This window comes from Micromonospora salmantinae (genome assembly GCF_022230905.1).
GTDB lineage: Bacteria > Actinomycetota > Actinomycetes > Mycobacteriales > Micromonosporaceae > Micromonospora > Micromonospora salmantinae.
Genome location: NZ_JAKKFG010000012.1, coordinates 241153 through 260268, shown reverse-complemented (window position 1 = coordinate 260268; position 19116 = coordinate 241153). Strand labels below are relative to the sequence as shown.

Here is a 19116-nt window from a genome sequence, read left to right as displayed (position 1 = left end):
AGCCTGCCACACCTGGAACGCGCCGGGGCGCCGCCACGGTCGTGGCGGCGCCCCGGCGGAGCGATCTGTCGACTCAGGCGTCGGCCTGGTCCTCCCGAAGGTTCTTCACCAGGTTCGGGTCGACCGGGACGCCCGGGCCCATCGTGGTGGTCAGGATGACCTTGCGGAGGTACTTGCCCTTGGCCGCGGACGGCTTGGCACGCAGCACCTCGTCGAGCACCGCAGCGTAGTTGTCCACCAGCTGGGTCTCCGTGAAGGAGGCCTTGCCGATGATCAGGTGCAGGTTGGAGTGCTTGTCCACCCGGAAGGTGATCTTGCCACCCTTGATGTCCTGCACCGCCTTGGTGACGTCCATGGTCACCGTGCCGGTCTTCGGGTTCGGCATGAGACCGCGCGGGCCCAGGATCCGCGCGATCCGGCCGATCTTGGCCATCTGGTCCGGCGTGGCGATCGCCGCGTCGAAGTCGAGCCAACCACCCTGGATGCGGGCGACCAGCTCATCGGTGCCCACCTCGTCCGCACCCGCGGCGGCGGCCTCTTCGGCCTTCGCGCCGCTGGCGAACACGATCACGCGGGCGGTCTTACCGGTGCCGTGCGGCAGGTTGACCACGCCGCGGACCATCTGGTCCGCCTTGCGGGGGTCGACGCCGAGGCGCATGGCGACCTCGACCGTGGCGTCGAACTTGACGTTGGTGGTCTCCTTGGCCAGCTTCACGGCCTCGGTGGGGGTGTAGAGCTTCGACCGGTCGATGACATCGGCGGCCTTGCGGTAGCTCTTGCTGCGCTGCATTGCTGATTACTCCTGTGGTCTCTGGCGGGCCGCTCGGCGCGAGCCCTCCCACGGTCGGATCGAAGGCCGGGGCCTACGTCAGTCGTTGACGGTGATGCCCATCGACCGGGCGGTGCCGGCGATGATCTTTTCGGCCTGGGCGATGTCGTTGGCGTTGAGGTCGGCCATCTTCTTCTCGGCGATCTCACGCAGCTGGGCGCGGCTGACCGAGCCGACCTTCTCGGACTGCGGAACACCCGAACCCTTCTGCACACCGGCAGCCTTGATCAGCAGCCGGGCAGCGGGCGGGGTCTTCAGCACGAACGTGAAGGACCGGTCCTCGAACACGCTGATCTCGGCGGGGACGATGTCGCCCCGCTGAGACTCGGTCTGCGCGTTGTAGGACTTGCAGAACTCCATGATGTTCACGCCGTGCTGGCCGAGCGCGGGGCCGACCGGCGGCGCCGGCGTGGCCTGGCCCGCCGGCAACTGAAGCGTGAACGTCTTGACGAGCTTCTTCTTCGGAGGCATGTCACTTCCTGGGGCTTGGAGCTGGGAAAATGCGGCTGTCGCCGCCCTCGGGCGCGCACGGTCAGCGCGGTGCGACAGCGGCGACATTCAAGAGTAGCGCAGGCCGCAGCCCACTCGTCCGCCGAGGTCGAGCGAGAGCGCGTACGCCGACGTCGGCGGCGGGCCGGGCCCGCCGCCGACGACCAATCAGATCTTGGCGACCTGGTTGAAGTTGAGCTCCACCGGAGTCTCACGACCGAAGATCGACACCAGCACCTTGAGCTTCTGCTGGTCGGCGTTGATCTCGCTGATCGTGGCCGGCAGCGACGCGAACGCGCCGTCGGTGACGGTGACGGAATCGCCCACCTCGAAGTCGAGGACCTTGATCTCCGGCTTCGACTTCTTCTGCTCGGTCTCGACAGCCGGCGCCAGCCACTTCAGCACCTCGTCGAGCGAGAGCGGAGCAGGCCGGTCTGCCCGGTCGGTCGCGCCGACGAAGCCGGTCACACCCGGGGTGTTCCGGACACAGGAGTAGGACTCGGCGGTCAGCTCCATCCGGACCAGGATGTAACCCGGGAAGACCTTGGCCTGGATCTGCGAACGCTTACCGTTCTTGACCTCGACCTCTTCCCGGGTCGGCACCTCGACCTGGTAGATGAACTCCTCCATGTCGAGGCTCGTGATCCGGGTCTCGAGGTTGGTCTTGACCTTGTTCTCGTAGCCGGCGTACGAGTGCACCACGTACCAGTCACCCGGCGCGTAGCGCAGCTTCTGCCTCAGCTCCGCGACAGGGTCGTAGTCCTCGTCCGGTGCGGGCTCGGTAGTAGGGAACTCCGGCTCGCTGGCGGCCTCGACCGACTCGTCACCAGCCGCCGTCGCGACCGTGGACTGCTCGTCCACCGGTCCGGCGGTCTCGTCGTACTCAGGCACGCTCGCTCACTTCCGTCACTATGGCTGGAGGCAGCCGGTCAGTCCGAGTTGCCAAAGACAAACAACACGACCTTGGCGAAGCCGAAGTCCAGCACACCCACGATCGTCAGCATCACCGCGACGAACGCCACCACCACGGCGGTGTAGGTCAGCAACTCCTTGCGGGTCGGCCAGATGACCTTACGCAGTTCAGCTACGACCTCGCGGAAGAACCGGGCGATGCGGCCGAAGACGCCCACCCGACCCGTTTCCGACCGCGTGGTCGGCCGGCTGTCCGCCGACTCCGCCCGGGCACGCGACCGCGTGGCGGTGCCTCCCCGGGAAACCGGCTCGTCCGCGCCGGAGGCGTCGTCGTCGGCCACGTCGTCGACGATCTCGTCGTCCAGACGATCGTCGCCGTCGTCGTCGCGCCGCTTGTTGTCGGCCACTTCGCCCTCCGTCGCGGAATCTGGGGTCGCACGCCGAGTGGCGTACGCGGCGCTGGTCACGCCGGCCGGACCCAACCGTCCCGCGACGGGCCGCGGCCGGTGGATCACCCGGAGGGCCCCGATTGCCTCGGAGCCACCCCGCCGATGCCACCACCACGGGCCGGACGCCGCCAAGTGGCGGCGCGACCCACGGGAACGGTCAGGCCTGAGGCGCAGGGGTGACAGGACTTGAACCTGCAGCCTGCGGTTTTGGAGACCGCTGCTCTGCCAATTGAGCTACACCCCTATGTGGCAACACTCGCCCCACCCGGCCACAGACGACCGAGCAGGGGTCACTTGCCCCACGGCGGACCAGTGTACGGGTAGCCGCCCGACTTTCCCAACCGGTCTCTCCGCCACGCGTGGCGGGCTCGATTCAGCGTGCCGTCCGGATGGTCGCCCGCGCCTGCGACAGCACCTTCTCACCCAGGCAGGTGGCGGTCACCTCGAGTCGGGTGAGACCGTCCTCGGTCACCTCGCGGACCCGCGCGGTCACCTCGATCTCGGTCCCCTGGTCATCGTCGGGGACCACCACCGGCCGGGTGAAACGCACGCCGTACTCGACCACCGCGTCCGGCGACCCGGCCCACTCGGCGACCGCCCGACCGACCAGCGCCATGGTGAACATGCCGTGGGCGATCACCCCGGGCAGGCCCACCTTGGTGGCTACCCGGTCGCTCCAGTGGATCGGGTTGAAGTCCCCCGAGGCGCCGGCGTAGCGGACCAGGTCCGCGCGAGTCACCTGAAACGTCTGTGCTGGCAACTCCATCTCACGCCTCCCCGCGAATGACATACCTGGCCCAGACCGCGACCACTGGTTCCCCGCCGACGGTGCTCACGTCGGTGCGCGTGGTCAGGAAGCCGTGTCCACCCCTGGTGCTGACGTCCTCGATGGTGTTGGTGCAGACCAGCTCGTCGCCGGCGACCACCGGCCGGGTGTACGCGAACCGCTGGTCGCCGTGCACCAGGCGGCTGTAGTCGACACCCAGGGCCGGGTCCTCGATGATCTGGCTGCTCGCGGCCATCGTCACGATCACCGGAAAGGTCGGCGGGGCCACCACGTCGGGGTGGCCCAGCGCCCGCGCGGCCTCCGGGTCGTGGTGGGCCGGGTCGGTGGCGCCGATGGCGCTGGCGAACTCGCGGATCTTTTCTCGGCCCACCTGGTAGGGGGCGGTCGGCGGATACGTCCGGCCGACGAAGGAAGGGTCCAGAGGCATGCCGCGAACCTACACGGAAAGCCCAATCGCCGACCTGATCGGTAGGCGGCGGCGGAGCCGCACCAAACCGGTCAGATCGGCGATCGGAAAGCTTCGACAACGGCCGGCCCTGAGGCCGGCCAGCAGTCAGCGGGTCTCGCGGTGGACCGTGTGCCGACCGTCACGCGGGCAGAACTTCTTCAGCTCGATGCGGTCGGGGTCGTTGCGCCGGTTCTTGCGCGTGATGTAGTTGCGCTCCTTGCACTCCACACACGCCAAAGTGATCTTCGGCCGGACATCGGTAGCCTTCGCCACGGCGGAGTGCCTTCCTCGCTAACGGAAACAACTACGACGCGCCAGCCTAGACGCTGACAGCGCGGACATGCAAAGTGGGCGCCAGAAGCGCCCATTCTTACGACCACCGGCAACGAGCCCGGAAGACGAGAGTAGCGGTGGCCGGACTTGAACCGGCGACACAGCGATTATGAGCCGCTTGCTCTACCATCTGAGCTACACCGCTGCGATGGGTCCAGCTGAACCCTCGAGCCCCCTTACGGAATCGAACCGTAGACCTTCTCCTTACCATGGAGACGCTCTGCCGACTGAGCTAAGGGGGCCTGCGCGATCTCCCCGTGGGGCGCGCAGGAGTAAGAGTACACGGCCCGGCTCGACAGGTGAAATCGGATCCCCGGTGATCGTCCGCGCCCTGTTCAGGGCACAACACGCAGGCGGGGCAGCTCTCCGTTCGTGGCCGTCTCCGGCTCGACCTGGGCGCCGAACCAGGCAGCCAACCGCTCGTACGGCAGCGGCCGGCTGAACAGGAAACCCTGCCCGATCTCGCAGCCGATGTCCTGCAGAAGCTCCAGGGTCAACTCGCTCTCCACCCCCTCGGCCACCACCGCCAGGCCGAACTGCTGGGAGAGGGTGACCACCGCGTTGACGATCGCCAGGTCCCCCGGGTCGGTCGCCATGCCCTGCACGAAGGAGCGGTCCACCTTCACCTCGTGCACCGGCAGCCGGCGCAGGTGCGCCAGAGACGAGTCACCAGTGCCGAAGTCGTCCACCGACAGTCGTACGCCGAGATCCCGCAGCCGTTGCAGGGTGGGGATCGGCCGGTCCGTGCCGTCCAGCACCCCCGACTCGGTGATCTCCAGGGTGAGGCGCTGTGCCGGCACCTTGTACTCGGTCAACAACTCCTGGACCCGGTCCGGGAAGTCCCGGTCGATGAGCGTACGGGCCGAGAGGTTGACCGCGATGGGCAGCGGCTGGTCGGCCAGCGCCCAGTCCCGGCTGCGCCGAAGGCCCTCCCGGAGCACCACCTCGGTGAGTCGGCTCAACTGACCGGTGTGCTCGGCCACCGCCACGAAGTCCTCGGGCGCGACCGTGCCGTGCGCCGGGTGCTCCCAGCGGGCCAGACACTCCACACCCACCAGGCGCCGGTCCCGCAGAGTCACCTTGGGCTGGAAGTAGACCTCCAGCTCGTCCTGGTCCAGTGCCCGGCGCAGATCGCCGGCCAGACCCAACCGGCGCAGTGAACGGGACTCCAGCGCGGGATTGAACAGCTGCACGCTGCCCGGCACCGACTTGGCCGCGGTGGCGGCGAGGTCGACCCGAAGCAGCAGGGTCGCCGCGTCGCTGCCGTGATCCGGGTGTACGGCCACCCCGACGGCGGTGTCCACGTCGAGGGTGAGCGCGTCGAAGACCATCTCGTCGCGGATCTGGTCGCGCAGTTGGGCGGCCAACTCGAGCGCGGCCTCAGCGCTCTCCAACCGCAGCGTCACCAGGAACTCGTCCCCGCCGGCACGGCCAACCAGAGCCGACGACGGTGCGCTTGCCCGCAACCGACTGGCGACCTCGGTGAGGACCTTGTCCCCGGCCGCGTGCCCCAGGGACTCGTTGACCTGGCGCAACCCGTCGACGTCGAAGAGCAGCAGCGCCACCACCTCGCCCGGCGCGCGGATCTTGACCGACTCGTCCAGTGCTCCGGTGATCCGTCGCCGGTTGGGCAGTCGGGTCAACGTGTCGTGGTGCGCGTCGTGCCGGAGCCGGTCGACCAGCCGCGAATTCTCCAGGGCCACGGCCGCGTGCGCCGCCACGGTCTCGAAGACGGGGATGTCGCCGGGCGTGAAGTGACCGACGTCGCTGAGCCGGTTGGCGACCTCCAGGGTGCCGATGACCGCCTGGCCGGACCGGAGCGGCACGACGATGACGTCCTTGATCTTGCCGTGACTCAGGGCCTGGCGCTCGTTGGACTCTTCGTCGAAGGCGCGCCCCACCGCGATGGTCCGCCCCTCACCTGCGGCTCGCTGGCGGAGGGAAGCCGGCGTCCGTACGACGTCGAGCAGACCCGAATCGTCAACCCTGGCGGTGAGCAACACCTCGGGGTGGCGGCCCAGGGCCGGCAGCCACAGAGTCGCGTACTCGGCCTGCATCAGGGCCCGGACCCGACCCAGGAGAGCGTCGACGAGCGTCCCGTCCTGGCCGCGCTCCCCGATTGCGCGGGTCAGGTCGTACATCGCGGCCAGCGTCCGGTGTTGCCGGAAGAACTCCGCGTAGGAGCGGTAGACCAGGACCAGGGCCACACCGAGTGCGACCAGCAGCACCAACGACCACCAGGTGGTCGTGACGGCGATCAGGATGATCAGACCGAGCGAGACGTTGATCGCCGCAGTGAGCAGGGCGGGGCGTGCGGTACGCAGAGAGTCCCGTCCCGCCTGCCAGCCCTGTAGGAGGGTGTGCACGCCGACGATGCCCGCAAGGCTGACGAGAATCACCGCGGTTACGGCCGCGAAAAGACTCAGCCAGGTGCCGGGGTCGTCCACCTCCTTCGAGGGCGGTAGCGCCTGAAGGAGGAGGACGGCGAGAGAGGTCCCGGCGGCCGCCTTGGCCACGTTGAACCAGAACTTGACGGGCGCGAACCGGTGCCGCGTCTGCGTGAGCATCGACGCCACCGTGTAGATGGCGACGACGGTCAGCGGTGGCAGCAGAAAGAGCGCCAGCACCAGCGGAATCTCGGTCAGGGTCATGCCGAACGACTGCCGCCGGACGACAAAGTTGAGGACCGGCATGCCCACAGCGGCCATGGCGACCAACAACAGGAGCGCGAGAAGCCATTCACCGAGAGGCTGGGACGACACCAGCCCCGTGACCATGGAACAGATCGCTGCGAAGAACACCAGCGGCGCGGTGATGAACCAGGCACGATCCGCCGAACGACGTCGCGATCGATCACGCGGAGCCATACCGCTCCCTACGGCGCCTGCGGTTTACCGCTCTTGAGTGGGGATGAGCTGAACCAGTCAGCGACCACTGCCGAAGACAGTGTTCTCCGGAACGACAGTCCAGATGAGATCGATGGCCTGAGCTCCGCTGGCACTGCTGTCGAAGAGGCCGGCGGGGAAGGCGACGATGGCGGCGGCAGCGAGAACAAGGAGGAGAGACCCACCGAGTCGGCCTAGCCTTCGACCAGACATGATCGCTCCTGTCGGGAGATGTACAGCGTTGATGGAGGTTCCACGATCGTGCCACAGCGCGGGCAGCCAGAGAAGTGGTGGTCGCCCGACTGGCCCCACCGTCTGTTACTTCCCGCCGTTCGGCCTACCGCCCCCAACGCACTGGACCAGATCACAAGCTTGCGGGGTGGTTCACCGCTTCACGCAGCGTTGAATACGACCTTCAACGCAATTCGGGTCCAGCTGTAGACACTCGCCACATCCGGCTTGGCGGTCACCCTCAGCAACACCTCAACAGCCCGCGACAAACTCGCGCCTCCATCCGGCCATCGACCACCATACCGGCTCCTCGCCATCCCGCCAGCCCTTCGTCGGGTTCATTTCAGTGGGCGGAGAGCAACATGGGCGCTGACCACGAGCAGCGGATGCGCAGCTAACATCGCACTTGGCATCGATGACAGCAGATAGAGCGTGTTCTGACGTAGGTCAAATCCGCCACGAACTCGAGCGCCAACCTGGCGGCAGACCCACCGACAGGATCCACCGCAACGCCCGGAGCATGACCCGCAGCCCGTGGAGCGCCAGACCGAGCACGGCGGCCGACGCGATCTCGGCCGCAGGCGACCGCCTGATAGCGGGTGTGGAAGGTCCGACCCTCGCGATCCTCGCCGGCATCTCGCCAACCAACGCAACGACTACGTTGACGCCGCCTATAACGGGCACAAGCAGACCAGCACAACGACAGCGGACGTCGACGCAACGCCATCGCCGACGCTCGCCATCTCGTCGGTGACACCACGACCAAGATCGGCAGCTGAAAAGGGCGCTCATCGAGTGCACGGCAGACCTTGCCGTTCATGGCGTCCTCGCCGTCAACGCAGTTGGCGACGAGACAACGACAACGGCCCCTGATCAGCATCTCTGCTGGTCAGGGGCCGTTTCTGCGCCTGGTGGCGGGTAGAGGATTCGAACCTCTGAAGCTTTCGCGACGGATTTACAGTCCGCTCCCATTGGCCGCTCGGGCAACCCGCCAGGGCACCCCACCGCGTCGTAACGCGGCGGCGGAAGCAAGGATAGCGGCTCCCCCCGGCACCTACGCAACCGGGTACGGTCAGGGGGTCGTGCCGCTGGTCGGCGGCCGACGGCAGGCCCAGACCGCCGGACAGCAGGAGCAGAAACATGGCAGCGAACCCGTCGTTCGACATCGTGAGCAAGGTTGACCGTCAGGAGGTCGACAACGCCCTTCGGCAGGCGGAGAAGGAGCTTGCGACGCGGTTCGACTTCCGCGGCACCGGCGCTGAGATCTCCTGGTCTGGCGAGGAGGCGATCGGCCTTCAGGCGGAGACCGAGGAGCGCGTCCGCGCCGCACTGGACGTGTTCAAGGAGAAGCTCGTCAAGCGGAACATCTCGCTGAAGTCGCTGGATGCTGGGGAGCCCCGCCCGTCGGGCAAGATCTTCAAGATCGACTGCAAGGTGATCCAGGGCATCGAGACGGACAAGGCCAAGGCGATCAGCAAGAAGATCCGCGAAGAGGGCCCCAAGGGCGTGCAGGCGCAGATCCAGGGTGACCAGCTGCGGGTCACCGGCAAGAAGAGGGACGACCTCCAGGCTGTCATCTCGCTGCTCAAGGGCGAAGACTTCGGCGTCGCCCTCCAGTTCAACAACTACCGCTGACGCCTGTCCCCAGCGATCCGGTCCCCGGCCGCGGCGCGTCCGGTCGATCAAGAACAACCAGCCAAGGCACGGACCGGCCAAGGCACGGACCCACCGGGCGACGCGGGCCGACCCAATTACCACCGTCAGACGGGGACGGGGTGTTCGGCGCGTACCGCCGTGGTTTCCGCGCGGGCGATGGGCCCGGCGGGTAGCGCGGCGACCGCGGCCCCGACGGCGACCGCAGCCCCGGCGAACAGGAACGCCCAGCGGACACCGCCGGCGTGGTCCACGATCACGCCGGCGATCGAGCCGCCGGCGGCGCTCGCCGCCACCGCGACGGTGACCACCCAGGTGTACGCCTCGTTCAACATGCCGGTCGGGGCGATCCGGCCGACCAGGGTGTTCTCCAGGGTCAGCGCGGGCGCGATGGTGGCCCCGCCGGCGACCAGCGCGACACCCAGCGCCAGCGGAGTGGGCATCACCGCGAACACGGCGAAGGTGGCGGCCAGCGCGGCGAGCAGCAGGGCGAACTGCCGGGTCATGTTCGGTGCTGGCTTGCGGACGCCGAACCAGAGCCCACCGATGGCGCTGCCGACGCCCCAGACCGCGAGCAGCACGCCGGCGAGGCTCTCCGGGTCGCCGGTGGAGTGGTCGCTCGCGAACGCCGGCACGATCACACCGGCGGCCCCGAACGCGATGCCCAGGCCGGCGACGCAGATCAGCAGGGCCGGGAAGCCGGGGACCCGTAGCGGGCCGAGCCCACGGGCGTGGTGTTCCCGCGGGTGCGGACGCCAGCCGCGCATGACCCGGCCGAGGGCCACGGCGGTGGTGCCGACCAGGGTGACCACTGCGGCGCCGATCAGCGCGGCCGCCGCGTCGGCGACGAGGACGAAGCCGGCGACGAGCAGTGGGCCGAGGACGAAGACGATTTCGAAGAGCGTGGTCTCGGCTGCGAGCGCGGTGTTGCGGAGGTGGTATCGGCCGGAGTTGGGGCCGGTCAGGTCGTTCCAGGCGCCTCGGATGGCGGCGGTGAGCGGCGGGTAGGTGGCGCCGGCCACGCCTGCGGCGAGGTAGATGACGGGGAGCGCGTCGTCGCCGGAGCGGCTGGCCAGCAGCAACCCGATGAGTGCCAACGGGTGGGCCATGGCGGTGAGCAGCAGGACGGGGCTGGGGCCGACCCGGTCGGCGATCCGTCCGGCCACCGGGCTGAGCGCGGCACCGGCAAGGGCGTAGATGCCACCGGCGATGGCGGCAAGTGAGTAGCGCCCGGTCACCTGCTCGACGACCAGGAGCAGCGCCAGCGGGGTCATGCCGATTCCGAGCCGCCCGATGATGCCGGTGATCAGCAGCATGGGTGCGCCGGGGATCCGCCAGACACCCAGGTACTGACGCAGCGCGGTCACCGTGAACCTCCCGAGGATGTAATGAGCGTGAGCCGTTATGACCCTAACGCCGCTGCCTGACAGGCGGACACCGGAATAGTCTCCGACACAGCGATCCGCCCGTACCCGGCGTGGCCGGGTACGGGCGGAGGCGGTGGGTCAGCGGGTCAGCGCTGGAACTGCACCGGCCCCGAGTTGCGGGCCATCTGCTCCAGCCGGGCGACGCGGTCCTCCATCTTCGGGTGGGTGGAGAAGAGCGCCGCCATGCCGCCACCCCGGAACGGGTTGGCGATCATGAGGTGGGCGGTGCTGGTGAGCTGGCCCTGGGCCGGCAACGGCCGACGTCGGGCCACCGCGTCGATCTTGCGGAGCGCGCTGGCCAGCGCCAGCGGGTCGCGGCTCAGCTCGGCGCCGGAGGCGTCCGCCTGGAACTCGCGGCTCCGGCTGATCGCCAACTGGATCACAGTGGCCGCGATCGGGCCCAGGATCAGGGTGAGCAGCAGCACAGCCGGGTTGGGTCGGTCCTCGTCGTCCCCGCCGCCCAACGGAAGGAAGAAGGCGAGGTTCGCCAGCAGGGTGATGATGCTGGCCAGGCCGGCCGCCACGCTGGAGATCAGGATGTCCCGGTTGTAGACGTGGGACAGCTCGTGCCCGATCACGCCGCGCAACTCACGGTAGTCGAGGATCTCGGTGATGCCCTGGGTCACGCAGACGGCCGCGTGCTGCGGGTTGCGACCGGTGGCGAACGCGTTGGGCTGCGCGGTGGGGCTGACGTAGAGCCGCGGCATCGGCTGCCGGGCGTCGGTGGCCAACTCTCGGACCATCCGGTACAGCTCGGGGAACTGCGCCTCGGTGACCGGTTGCGCCCCCATCGAGCGCAGTGCGAGCTTGTCGGAGTAGAAGTAGGTGACGCCGTTCATGACCAGAGACACGACGACGGCGATGACCAGGCCGCCGCTGCCGCCGAACCAGTAGCCCACCGCCAGGATCAGGGCGCTGAGCAGGCCGAGCAGCGCTGCGGTCTTCAGACGGTTGTGGTGCACGATGTCTCCTTCGGTGCACGGATCGCCGGGATCCGCTGACCGGTGTAACAACCCGGTACCCGCCAACCATCCGTCTCAACGCTGAGAGTTGACTGAGACCGGGGCCCAGGTGGGGTCAGCGGGCAGCCAGGTCGAGCACCAGCTGCGGGGCGACGCCGAGCACCACGGCGGCCACCGTCGCCACCGCCAGCACCACCGCCACCACACCCACCACTGGTACGCCCGGCGCTCCGCCGCCGGCGAGCGCCGCGGCCGGGCCGGGCGTCGTGGCCGGCGCCCAGAGCGCGGCGGTCACCCGCAGGTAGTAGGCGAGCCCGATCACGGCGTTCAGCGCCACCACCAGTGCCAGCCAGGCCGCGCCACCGTCCAGCAGCGCCCGGACCACTGTCACCTTCGCGAACAGGCCGGCCAGCCCCGGCGGCAGACCAGCCAGACCCACCAGCGCGAGACCGAACGCCGCAGCTCGCCACGGGTGACGTCGGGCTGCCCCGCGCAGGTCGTCCAGCGTGCCGCCGTCCGCACCCGCCGGCCGCAGCGCTGTCACTCCGGCGAAGGCGGCAAGCTCCAACACCACGAAGAACACGGCGTACGCCATGGCGGCCGCGTACGCGGCGGACCGTGCCTCGTCCGTGCGCCCGGCGGCCAGCGCCAACGCTCCCAACGGGGCGAGAATGTACCCGGCCTGCGCGACGGACGACCAGGCGAGCAGCCGGACGGTCCGCCGCTGACGCAGGGCGACCAGGTTGCCGACGGTCATGGTGAGCACGGCGAGCAGGGCGAGCACCGGACCGGTCTGCTCCGCCGGCAGCGCCCGTTGCACCACGGCGAGCAGGGCGACCAGGCCGCCCAGCTTCGAGGCGGTGGACAGGTACGCGGCCACCGGCAGCGGCGCGCCGTCGTAGGTGGCCGGAGCCCAGGCGTGGAACGGCACCGCCGCCACCTTGAAGGCCAGGCCGACCAGCAGCACCGCCACCGCGGCGGTGGTCAGCGGCAGGTTCCGCAACTCTGGCTGCTCGGCGAGCAACGCGCCGAGCCGGTCCAGGTGCAGCCCACCGGTCACCGCGTACAGCAGCGCCGCGCCGAGCAGGGTCAGCGTGGTCGCCACCACGCTCACCACGAAGAAGGTCACGGCCGCCTCGGCGCTCGCGAGGCTCCCCCGGCGCAGGCCGACCAGCACGTACAGCGGCAGGGTCAGCGTCTCTAAAGCAACGATCAGGGTGATCAGGTCGCCGGCCGCGCCGAGCACCACGCCGCCGGTCATCGAGCAGGCCAACAGGAAGGCGTACTCCCCGACCGGTGACTGCCCGGCCCGCAGCGCCGGCACCGACAGCCCGAGCACGCCCACTGTGAGCAGCGCGACCACCACGGCGACCAGTGCCGCGCGACCACCGAAGATCCAGGAGCAGTCGGCGCCCACGCAGAAGGTCCGCCGCTCGGCACCCGCCCCGACCAGCGCGGAGCCGACGGCGGTGCCGAGGGCGCCGAGCGCGGCCACGGCGATGGTGGCCCGTGGCCGGGCCACGAGCAGGTCGGTGATGAGTACGAGTACGGCCGTGCCGGCGGCCAGGTAGGCCGGCAGCAGCGCGACGCTGTCCACGCTCTGCACGACGTTCATGGTTTGACCACCCCGATCAGGGCGTCGACGGGGGCCTCGGCGACGCCGAGGACCAGCGTCGGCGCCAGCCCGATGGCCAACGCGAGCAGCACCAGCGGCACCCAGGCGGTCAACTCCGCACCGGCCAGGCCGGGGCCGACCTGACCGACGGCGGGGCTCGGCCGGTTGTGGGTTACCTGGCGCAGCAACCGCAGGAAGTACGCGGCGGTGAGCGCCCCACCGACCGCCGCCAGCACCCCGAGGGTGGTCCAGAGCGGGCCGCCCACCTGCATGGCGGCGATCACCGCGAACGCCTCGCCCCAGAAGCCGGCCAGCCCGGGCAGGCCCAGTGACGCGATCGCCGCGAACGCGAGCAGACCCGCCAACCGGGGCGCGGTCTCCCGCAGCCCGGACAGTTCGGCGAGGGTGCCCGTGCCGGTACGGTCCTTCACCGCCCCGGCCAGGAAGAACAGCAGGCCGGTGATCACACCGTGCGCGACGTTGCCGATCAACGCCGCCTGGATGCCGGTGGCCGTCAGCGTGGCGACGCCCAGCAGCACGAAGCCCATGTGCCCCACGCTGGAGTACGCGATGAGCCGCTTCACGTCCGACTGGGCCAGGCACACCAGCGATCCGATCAGGATCGCGGCGACGGCGAGCACGCCGAGCACCGGCGCCGCCCAACGGGCGCCCTCCGGCGCCACCCCCACCGCGACCCTTATCAGGCCGTACGTGCCCATTTTGAGCAGCACACCGGCCAGCACGACACTGCCCACGGTGGGTGCCTGGGTGTGCGCGTCGGGCAGCCAGGAGTGCAACGGCCACAGCGGGCTCTTCACCGCGAACGCCAACGCGAGCAGTGTGAACGCGGCCAACTGGGTGCCCCTGGACATCCCCGCGCCACCGGTCAGCGTCATCAGGTCGGCGGTGCCGGCGGCGGCGACCACGACGTACACGCCGACAAGCAGCAACACCGAGCCGAACAGCGTGTAGAGGGCGAACTTCCGGGCCGCCCGACGCCGGTCCGCGCCACCCCAGCCGGCGATGATCGCGTACATCGGCAGCAGGACGACCTCGAAGAAGAGGAAGAACAACACCAGGTCCAGGGCGAGGAAGGTGCCCAGGATGCCCACCTCGACCACCAGCAGCAGCGCGACAAGGGCCCGGCCGCTGCCGCCGTCCGGAACCCGCCACATCGTGTACGCGCAGCAGAGCAACGTGAGCAGCGCGGTCAACACCACAAGCGGCCAGGAGATGCCGTCGACGCCGAGGTGGAAGCGCAACTCCAGACCGGGCACCCAGGGCAGGTCCAGTTGGTGCCACGGGCGCACCGCCGGCGCGTCCGCCGACCAGGCGGCCCAGCCCCGACCGCCGAACACCAGCGGCACCGCGGCCAGCAGGGTCAGCGCCGCCGCGACCGTGCCGACCAGCCGGGCCGCCCGGTCCCGGGGCGTCGCCGCCACCGCGACCGCACCCAACGCCGGCACCGCCAGCACCGCGACCAGCAACCCCTGCCCAAGCGTCATCGGTTAACTCCAACCAGGGCAGCGGCCAGGCCGATCAGCAGCGCGCCGGCCAGCACGCCGGCGGCGGCCCGGGGCAGCGCCGCGCGGTGCAGCGCGGCCAGCCCCGCACCCAGACCGGACGCGGCTCGCCCACTGCCCTCGACCGCGCCGTCCACCACCACCTCGTCACTCGTGCACGCGGCGCGGGCCAGCGCGCGGACCGGGCGTACCACGAGGGTGCGCTGGACGTCGTCGAGCCGGAACGCGCTGGCGAAGACCGGCCGCAGCGGACCCAGCGCGGCGGCCGGGTCGGCGGCCTGGTCGCGCCGCCAGCCCAGCGTCACCAGCGCGGCGCCGAACAGCAGGAACGCGAGCGGCAGCAGCACCCCCGGCCCCAGGTGGACCAGGCCGTCCTCGGAGCCCGCCACCGGGACGGTGGGGAACCGCAGGCGGTCGGCGAACACCCCGACGAACCCGGCCAGACCGAGCAGCGCGGCCGGCACGGCCAGCAGCAGCACCGGCCAGCGCAGCACGGCCGGCGGGTCGTGCGGCTGGACCAGGGGCAGGCGCGGGGTGCCGAAGAAGGCGCGCAGCAGCAGCCGACCTGCGTACCAGGCGGTGACCGCCACGCCGACGAGCCCGGCGATCCAGACGATCCAGCCCACCCAGGACGGGGCGGGGCCGGTGCCCTCCAGCGCTGCCGACTCGGCGACCGTCAGGACGCCGTCCTTGCTCCAGAAGCCAGCCAACGGCGGCACCCCGGCCAGCGCGCCCAGGCCCACCACAGTGCACCAGAACGTCACCGGCATGCTGCGCCGCAGCCCGCCCATCTCCGACATCAGTGTGGTGCCGACGGCGTGGATCACCGCACCGGCGGCGAGGAACAGCAGCGCCTTGAAGGCGGCATGGGTGAGCAGGTGGAAGAGTGCGGCCGACGGTGAACCGACCGCCAGCGCGCCGGTCATGTAACCCAGTTGGGACACTGTCGACCAGGCCAGCACGCGTTTGATGTCGTCCTGGGCGGTGGCGGCGAGCGCGCCGAGCAGCAGCGTGATCGCGCCGAGCACCCCCAGCACTGTCAACGTCACCGGCGCGGCCGTGAACAGCGGGTAGAGCCGGGCCACCGCGTACACCCCGGCGGCGACCATCGTCGCGGCGTGGATCAGCGCGGAGATCGGGGTCGGACCGGCCATCGCGTCCGGCAGCCAGGTGTGCAGCGGGAACTGCGCGCTCTTGCCGGCCACACCGGCGAGCAGCAGCAGGCCAGCGGCGGTCAACGTCGCGCCGGAGTGGTCGTGGGCGAGCACGTCGGCGATCCGGAAGCTGCCCGTCGACACGCCCAGCAGCGCGATGCCGAGCAGGAACCCGACGTCACCGACCCGGGTCACCAGGAACGCCTTCATGGCGGCGGCGGGGGCGCCGGCCAGTCGGCGGTCGTGGGCGATCAGGAGGTACGAGCAGAAGCCCATCACCTCCCAGCCGACCAACAACATGATCAGGTCGCCGGCGACCACCACCAGCAGCATGGCACCGGTGAAGAGGCTGATCTGGGCGGCGTAGGGCGGGTAGCGGTGGTCCACGTCGACGTCGTCGTGCGGACCGCGCCGCAGGTAGCCGATCGAGTAGACCTGCACGGCCAGGGCGACAGCGGTGACCGCCACCGCGACCAGTGCGGCGGCGCCGTCCAGCCGTACGCCGAGGGTCACCGCCAGCCCGCCAAAGTCCACCCAGGTGGTCGACGTCTCGGTCGGCCCGTCGACAGTGAGCAGCAGCGCGACGGCCAGCGCCAGCGCGCCGGCCGCACCGGCGACGCCGAGCGTCACGGCGACCGTCCGGGCCCGGTCGCCGCCGGTCGCGCTGTCGCGCCGAGGGGCCGGTGGCAGCAGCAGACCGAGCAGCCCGGCGACCAGCGGTACGGCGGGCAGCAGCGCCCCGAGCAGCCCGGTCACCGGCCCGCCTCCGAGTCTGCGACGGCCGGCTCGCGCCCGTCGACGGGATCCGGCGACTCGGTCAGCGGCACGTCGTCCACTGCGACGGTCGCCCGCAGCCGGTAGAGCTGAAGGACGATCGCCAGCCCCACCCCGATCTCTGCGGCGGCGAGGACGATGACGAACAGTGCGAAGACCTGCCCCGAGTGCGGGAGCACGGCGCGGGCGGTGGTGTCGGCGGTGACGAGGATCAGGTTGACCGCGTTGAGCATCAACTCGACCGACATCAGCACCAGCACCGCGTTGCGGCGGCGCAGGACGCCGTACACGCCGAGGCCGAACAGCAGCGCGGCGGTGACGTACGGGATGACCGGCCTCACCGGCGGCCCCCGGGTTCGCTGTCGACCAGGTCGCCTGCCGCGCCGTCTCGTTGCGGCGCGGCTCGGCCGATGTCCGGCCGGGACAGCACGATCGCGCCCACCAGGGCAGAGAGCAGCAGCACCGAGAGCACCTCGAACGGCAGCACCCAGGATTGGAAGATCTGCTCGCCCAACCGCTCGGCGGTGCCGGCGCTGGGCAGCGTGACGGTGCTCCATCGGTACGCGTCGACCAGCAGGGCGGTCAGCCCCAGCCCGGCGCCGCCACCGATCAGCGCGGCCGGCCAGCCGGGCCGGTCCAGGTCGTCGGATGCGCCGATCGGGGCCCGGGTCAGCATCACCGCGAACAGCAGCAGGACCACCACCGCGCCCACGTAGATCAGCACCTGCACCCAGGCCACCAACTCGGCGCTGAGCACCAGGAAGTCACCGGCCAACGCGCCCAGGCACACCACCAGGTAGAGCCCGGCCCGGACCAGGTGTTTCGTGGTCACCACCAGCACGCCGGCGCCGACCGCCACCGCACCGAGGGCGAGCAGCAGCACATCCGCCCCGGTCACCGGTGCACCCTTCCGGCTCGGGCGCTCACGACGCCGGGTCCTGATCGGCGTCGGGGCGTACCGCTGACGGAGCGGGACGTGCGGCGGCCGCCTTGCGCGCGGCGGAGGTTTCCTCCTTGGCCGGCTCGCCGTTGGGGTCGTGGGCGGGCGGCGGCGGAACGGTGGCCATCCACTGACCGAGGTGGTCCTTGTCGTGCAACAGGTCCTTGATGTCGTACTCGGCGTACTCGAACTCCGGCGACCAGTAGAGCGCGTCGAACGGGCACACCTCGATGCAGATGCCGCAGTACATGCAGAGCGAGAAGTCGATGTCGAACTTGTCGAGCACGTTGCGCTGGCGGGGACGGGCGGCGCCGGGCACCACCACCTCCTCCTTGTGCGAGTCGATGTAGATGCACCAGTCCGGACACTCCCGGGCGCAGAGCATGCAGACCGTGCAGTTCTCCTCGGACAGGGCGATCACGCCGCGCGAGCGCGGCGGCAGGTCAGGGGCCGTGTCCGGGTACTGCTGGGTGGTCGAACGGCTGGTCATCGTCTTGAGGGTGACCGCCAGCCCCTTCACCAGGCCCGCGCCGGGAAGGCCGCGTCCGCCGGTGTCATCGCGCTCGCTGGGGTCGCTCATGTCGACCATCCTGCCCTGTGGCCACGGCGCGCGCGACCACCACCCACAGGTCCGGGGCGGTACCGTGGTCGCGGGGAGAAGGAACGCACCTGGAAGGACCTGCCCATGACCGCCGCGCTGCAGAGCGACTACCCGCCCGAGAGCGAGTGGACGACTGACGACCTGGATGCGCTGCCCGAGGATGGTCGCCGCCGGGAACTGCTCGATGGAGTGCTGCTGATGTCCCCCTCCCCCACCCGCACCCACCAGACCATCGCTGGCCACCTGATGGCCGCGCTCGACGAAGACTGCCCCGACGGCTACGACGTGACCCAGGCGGTCGAGGTGCGGATCAACCGCACCCGATCCTTCATCCCCGACGTGCTGATCACCACGGCTGCCGCGGCGGCTCGCGAGCCCTCGAAGTACGAGCCGCACGAGGTGGTCGTTGCCATCGAGATCGTCTCACCGAACACCCGCTCCATCGACCGGGTGTTGAAGCCGGCGCTGTACGCCCAGGCCGGCATCCCCTACTACTGGCGGATCGAGACCGAAGGCGCGCTGGAGGTCGTGACCTACCGGATCGACGCGGTGAACGAGGTCTACACCGAGACCGGGCGGTGGACGAAGTTCGTCGACACCGGCGAGCCCTTTCCGATCAATCTGCCGATCAGTCGGATCACGCCCCGGGTCCGCTGACGACGGCCGGTGGGAGCATCTCGACGCCGAGTTGTTGCAGCAACTGGAACAGCTCGTTGCAGCTCCACACCTCGACGATCCGGCCCGCCGCGTCGAAACGCAGGAACGTCGCCCCCGAGTAGCTGACCACCTGCCCGGTCGGCGGCACCGGTCCGAACTGCCCGGCGTGGGTGCCGGCGGCCCGCCAGTGCACTGCCACCCGCTCGCCGGCCGCGACCACGTCGACGATCTTGTAGCGGAGGTCCGGGAAGGCCGCCCGGCGCTCGCGGTGCCAGGCCAACGTCGCCTCCGGCCCGGTGCCGCCCAGCCCCGGGCACTCCTCGGCGACCAGCTCGTACGCCGACTCCTCCTGGCGGGCATTCCACACATCGGCGATGAACCGGCGGGCCGCCGTCTCCACATCCGTCATGCCGGCAGGGTATCCGGGACCACTGTGCGCCGTAGATC

The 19116-nt window shown here is 70.2% G+C and carries 20 protein-coding genes and 4 tRNA genes; 2 read left to right on the top strand and 22 right to left on the bottom strand.

The window, feature by feature from the left end; translation table 11 throughout:
* Window positions 1–73: 73 nt before the first annotated feature.
* From rplA to PSH03_RS11700, 13 genes are all read right to left on the bottom strand, one after another.
* Window positions 74–790: a 50S ribosomal protein L1 gene (gene rplA / locus PSH03_RS11760; RefSeq protein ID WP_112584802.1), complete on the bottom strand. Its 717-nt coding sequence runs from the start codon at window positions 788–790 to the stop codon at window positions 74–76.
* 78 nt (window positions 791–868) lie between these two features.
* Complete coding sequence (gene rplK / locus PSH03_RS11755; RefSeq protein WP_091402426.1) at window positions 869–1300, bottom strand: 50S ribosomal protein L11; 432 nt, start codon at window positions 1298–1300, stop codon at window positions 869–871.
* Between the two features lie 186 nt (window positions 1301–1486).
* Window positions 1487–2209 carry a transcription termination/antitermination protein NusG gene (gene nusG, locus PSH03_RS11750; protein WP_210784121.1) on the bottom strand — a complete coding sequence of 241 codons (723 nt, stop codon included), beginning with the start codon at window positions 2207–2209 and terminating at the stop codon, window positions 1487–1489.
* Between the two features lie 38 nt (window positions 2210–2247).
* The gene (gene secE / locus PSH03_RS11745) at window positions 2248–2637 is read right to left on the bottom strand and encodes a preprotein translocase subunit SecE (RefSeq protein ID WP_030329860.1); all 390 of its coding nucleotides are present in this window, start codon (window positions 2635–2637) and stop codon (window positions 2248–2250) included.
* 213 nt (window positions 2638–2850) lie between these two features.
* A tRNA-Trp gene (locus PSH03_RS11740) sits at window positions 2851–2923 on the bottom strand.
* A gap of 129 nt (window positions 2924–3052) precedes the next feature.
* Window positions 3053–3445: a MaoC family dehydratase gene (locus PSH03_RS11735; RefSeq protein ID WP_238689124.1), complete on the bottom strand. Its 393-nt coding sequence runs from the start codon at window positions 3443–3445 to the stop codon at window positions 3053–3055.
* Window position 3446: 1 nt separating this feature from the next.
* A complete protein-coding gene (locus PSH03_RS11730) occupies window positions 3447–3893 on the bottom strand; it encodes a MaoC family dehydratase N-terminal domain-containing protein (protein WP_091402433.1) in 447 nt (148 codons plus the stop codon).
* A gap of 126 nt (window positions 3894–4019) precedes the next feature.
* Window positions 4020–4187 (bottom strand): 50S ribosomal protein L33, encoded by a 168-nt coding sequence (gene rpmG, locus PSH03_RS11725; protein ID WP_007073056.1) that lies wholly within the window; start codon window positions 4185–4187, stop codon window positions 4020–4022.
* A 132-nt stretch (window positions 4188–4319) separates the two neighbouring features.
* Window positions 4320–4392: transfer RNA gene (locus PSH03_RS11720), tRNA-Met, on the bottom strand.
* Window positions 4393–4416: 24 nt separating this feature from the next.
* A tRNA-Thr gene (locus PSH03_RS11715) sits at window positions 4417–4489 on the bottom strand.
* Window positions 4490–4582: 93 nt separating this feature from the next.
* Window positions 4583–7114 carry a putative bifunctional diguanylate cyclase/phosphodiesterase gene (locus tag PSH03_RS11710; protein WP_210784119.1) on the bottom strand — a complete coding sequence of 844 codons (2532 nt, stop codon included), beginning with the start codon at window positions 7112–7114 and terminating at the stop codon, window positions 4583–4585.
* A gap of 57 nt (window positions 7115–7171) precedes the next feature.
* Window positions 7172–7345: a hypothetical protein gene (locus PSH03_RS11705; protein ID WP_238689123.1), complete on the bottom strand. Its 174-nt coding sequence runs from the start codon at window positions 7343–7345 to the stop codon at window positions 7172–7174.
* A gap of 927 nt (window positions 7346–8272) precedes the next feature.
* A tRNA-Tyr gene (locus tag PSH03_RS11700) sits at window positions 8273–8356 on the bottom strand.
* Window positions 8357–8503: 147 nt separating this feature from the next.
* Here PSH03_RS11700 and PSH03_RS11695 point away from each other — a divergent pair.
* The gene (locus PSH03_RS11695; protein WP_091402478.1) at window positions 8504–8998 is read left to right on the top strand and encodes a YajQ family cyclic di-GMP-binding protein; all 495 of its coding nucleotides are present in this window, start codon (window positions 8504–8506) and stop codon (window positions 8996–8998) included.
* Window positions 8999–9123: 125 nt separating this feature from the next.
* Here PSH03_RS11695 and PSH03_RS11690 read toward each other — a convergent pair whose 3' ends face one another.
* The 8 genes from PSH03_RS11690 to PSH03_RS11655 form a co-directional block, all read right to left on the bottom strand.
* Window positions 9124–10383, bottom strand: coding sequence for an MFS transporter (locus PSH03_RS11690; protein ID WP_210784117.1), 1260 nt, complete (start codon window positions 10381–10383; stop codon window positions 9124–9126).
* Window positions 10384–10529: 146 nt separating this feature from the next.
* On the bottom strand, window positions 10530–11405 hold the full coding sequence (gene htpX / locus PSH03_RS11685) for a zinc metalloprotease HtpX (protein WP_210784116.1): 876 nt from the start codon (window positions 11403–11405) through the stop codon (window positions 10530–10532).
* Between the two features lie 115 nt (window positions 11406–11520).
* Window positions 11521–13020 carry an NADH-quinone oxidoreductase subunit N gene (locus PSH03_RS11680; RefSeq protein WP_238689122.1) on the bottom strand — a complete coding sequence of 500 codons (1500 nt, stop codon included), beginning with the start codon at window positions 13018–13020 and terminating at the stop codon, window positions 11521–11523.
* Window positions 13017–14525 (bottom strand): complex I subunit 4 family protein, encoded by a 1509-nt coding sequence (locus PSH03_RS11675; protein WP_238689121.1) that lies wholly within the window; start codon window positions 14523–14525, stop codon window positions 13017–13019. The genes PSH03_RS11680 and PSH03_RS11675 overlap by 4 nt, the downstream gene beginning before the upstream one ends.
* Window positions 14522–16453, bottom strand: coding sequence for an NADH-quinone oxidoreductase subunit 5 family protein (locus PSH03_RS11670; RefSeq protein ID WP_238689120.1), 1932 nt, complete (start codon window positions 16451–16453; stop codon window positions 14522–14524). The genes PSH03_RS11675 and PSH03_RS11670 overlap by 4 nt, the downstream gene beginning before the upstream one ends.
* Window positions 16450–16812, bottom strand: a complete 363-nt coding sequence (nuoK, locus tag PSH03_RS11665) for an NADH-quinone oxidoreductase subunit NuoK (RefSeq protein WP_210784112.1) — start codon at window positions 16810–16812, stop codon at window positions 16450–16452. Before nuoK ends, PSH03_RS11670 begins: the two co-directional genes overlap by 4 nt.
* Window positions 16809–17369 carry an NADH-quinone oxidoreductase subunit J family protein gene (locus tag PSH03_RS11660; RefSeq protein WP_210784111.1) on the bottom strand — a complete coding sequence of 187 codons (561 nt, stop codon included), beginning with the start codon at window positions 17367–17369 and terminating at the stop codon, window positions 16809–16811. Before PSH03_RS11660 ends, nuoK begins: the two co-directional genes overlap by 4 nt.
* A 25-nt stretch (window positions 17370–17394) precedes the next feature.
* Window positions 17395–17991 carry a NuoI/complex I 23 kDa subunit family protein gene (locus tag PSH03_RS11655; protein ID WP_210784110.1) on the bottom strand — a complete coding sequence of 199 codons (597 nt, stop codon included), beginning with the start codon at window positions 17989–17991 and terminating at the stop codon, window positions 17395–17397.
* Window positions 17992–18096: 105 nt separating this feature from the next.
* Here PSH03_RS11655 and PSH03_RS11650 point away from each other — a divergent pair, with 105 nt between their 5' ends.
* On the top strand, window positions 18097–18669 hold the full coding sequence (locus PSH03_RS11650) for a Uma2 family endonuclease (protein ID WP_238689118.1): 573 nt from the start codon (window positions 18097–18099) through the stop codon (window positions 18667–18669).
* Here PSH03_RS11650 and PSH03_RS11645 read toward each other — a convergent pair.
* Window positions 18650–19078, bottom strand: a complete 429-nt coding sequence (locus tag PSH03_RS11645) for an ester cyclase (protein ID WP_210784108.1) — start codon at window positions 19076–19078, stop codon at window positions 18650–18652. The two genes, PSH03_RS11650 and PSH03_RS11645, sit on opposite strands and share 20 nt — an antisense overlap.
* Window positions 19079–19116: the final 38 nt, after the last annotated feature.

Excerpts from the sequence above, each read along its gene's own strand:
- rplA (WP_112584802.1), bottom strand. The coding sequence starts at position 790 with ATGCAGCGCAGCAAGAGCTACCGCAAGGCCGCCGATGTCATCGACCGG.
- rplK (WP_091402426.1), bottom strand. The coding sequence starts at position 1,300 with ATGCCTCCGAAGAAGAAGCTCGTCAAGACGTTCACGCTTCAGTTGCCG.
- PSH03_RS11735 (WP_238689124.1), bottom strand. The coding sequence starts at position 3,445 with ATGGAGTTGCCAGCACAGACGTTTCAGGTGACTCGCGCGGACCTGGTC.
- PSH03_RS11730 (WP_091402433.1), bottom strand. The coding sequence starts at position 3,893 with ATGCCTCTGGACCCTTCCTTCGTCGGCCGGACGTATCCGCCGACCGCC.
- PSH03_RS11710 (WP_210784119.1), bottom strand. The coding sequence starts at position 7,114 with ATGGCTCCGCGTGATCGATCGCGACGTCGTTCGGCGGATCGTGCCTGG.
- PSH03_RS11705 (WP_238689123.1), bottom strand. The coding sequence starts at position 7,345 with ATGTCTGGTCGAAGGCTAGGCCGACTCGGTGGGTCTCTCCTCCTTGTT.
- PSH03_RS11695 (WP_091402478.1), top strand. The coding sequence starts at position 8,504 with ATGGCAGCGAACCCGTCGTTCGACATCGTGAGCAAGGTTGACCGTCAG.
- PSH03_RS11680 (WP_238689122.1), bottom strand. The coding sequence starts at position 13,020 with ATGAACGTCGTGCAGAGCGTGGACAGCGTCGCGCTGCTGCCGGCCTAC.
- PSH03_RS11675 (WP_238689121.1), bottom strand. The coding sequence starts at position 14,525 with ATGACGCTTGGGCAGGGGTTGCTGGTCGCGGTGCTGGCGGTGCCGGCG.
- PSH03_RS11655 (WP_210784110.1), bottom strand. The coding sequence starts at position 17,991 with ATGAGCGACCCCAGCGAGCGCGATGACACCGGCGGACGCGGCCTTCCC.
- PSH03_RS11650 (WP_238689118.1), top strand. The coding sequence starts at position 18,097 with ATGACCGCCGCGCTGCAGAGCGACTACCCGCCCGAGAGCGAGTGGACG.
- PSH03_RS11645 (WP_210784108.1), bottom strand. The coding sequence starts at position 19,078 with ATGACGGATGTGGAGACGGCGGCCCGCCGGTTCATCGCCGATGTGTGG.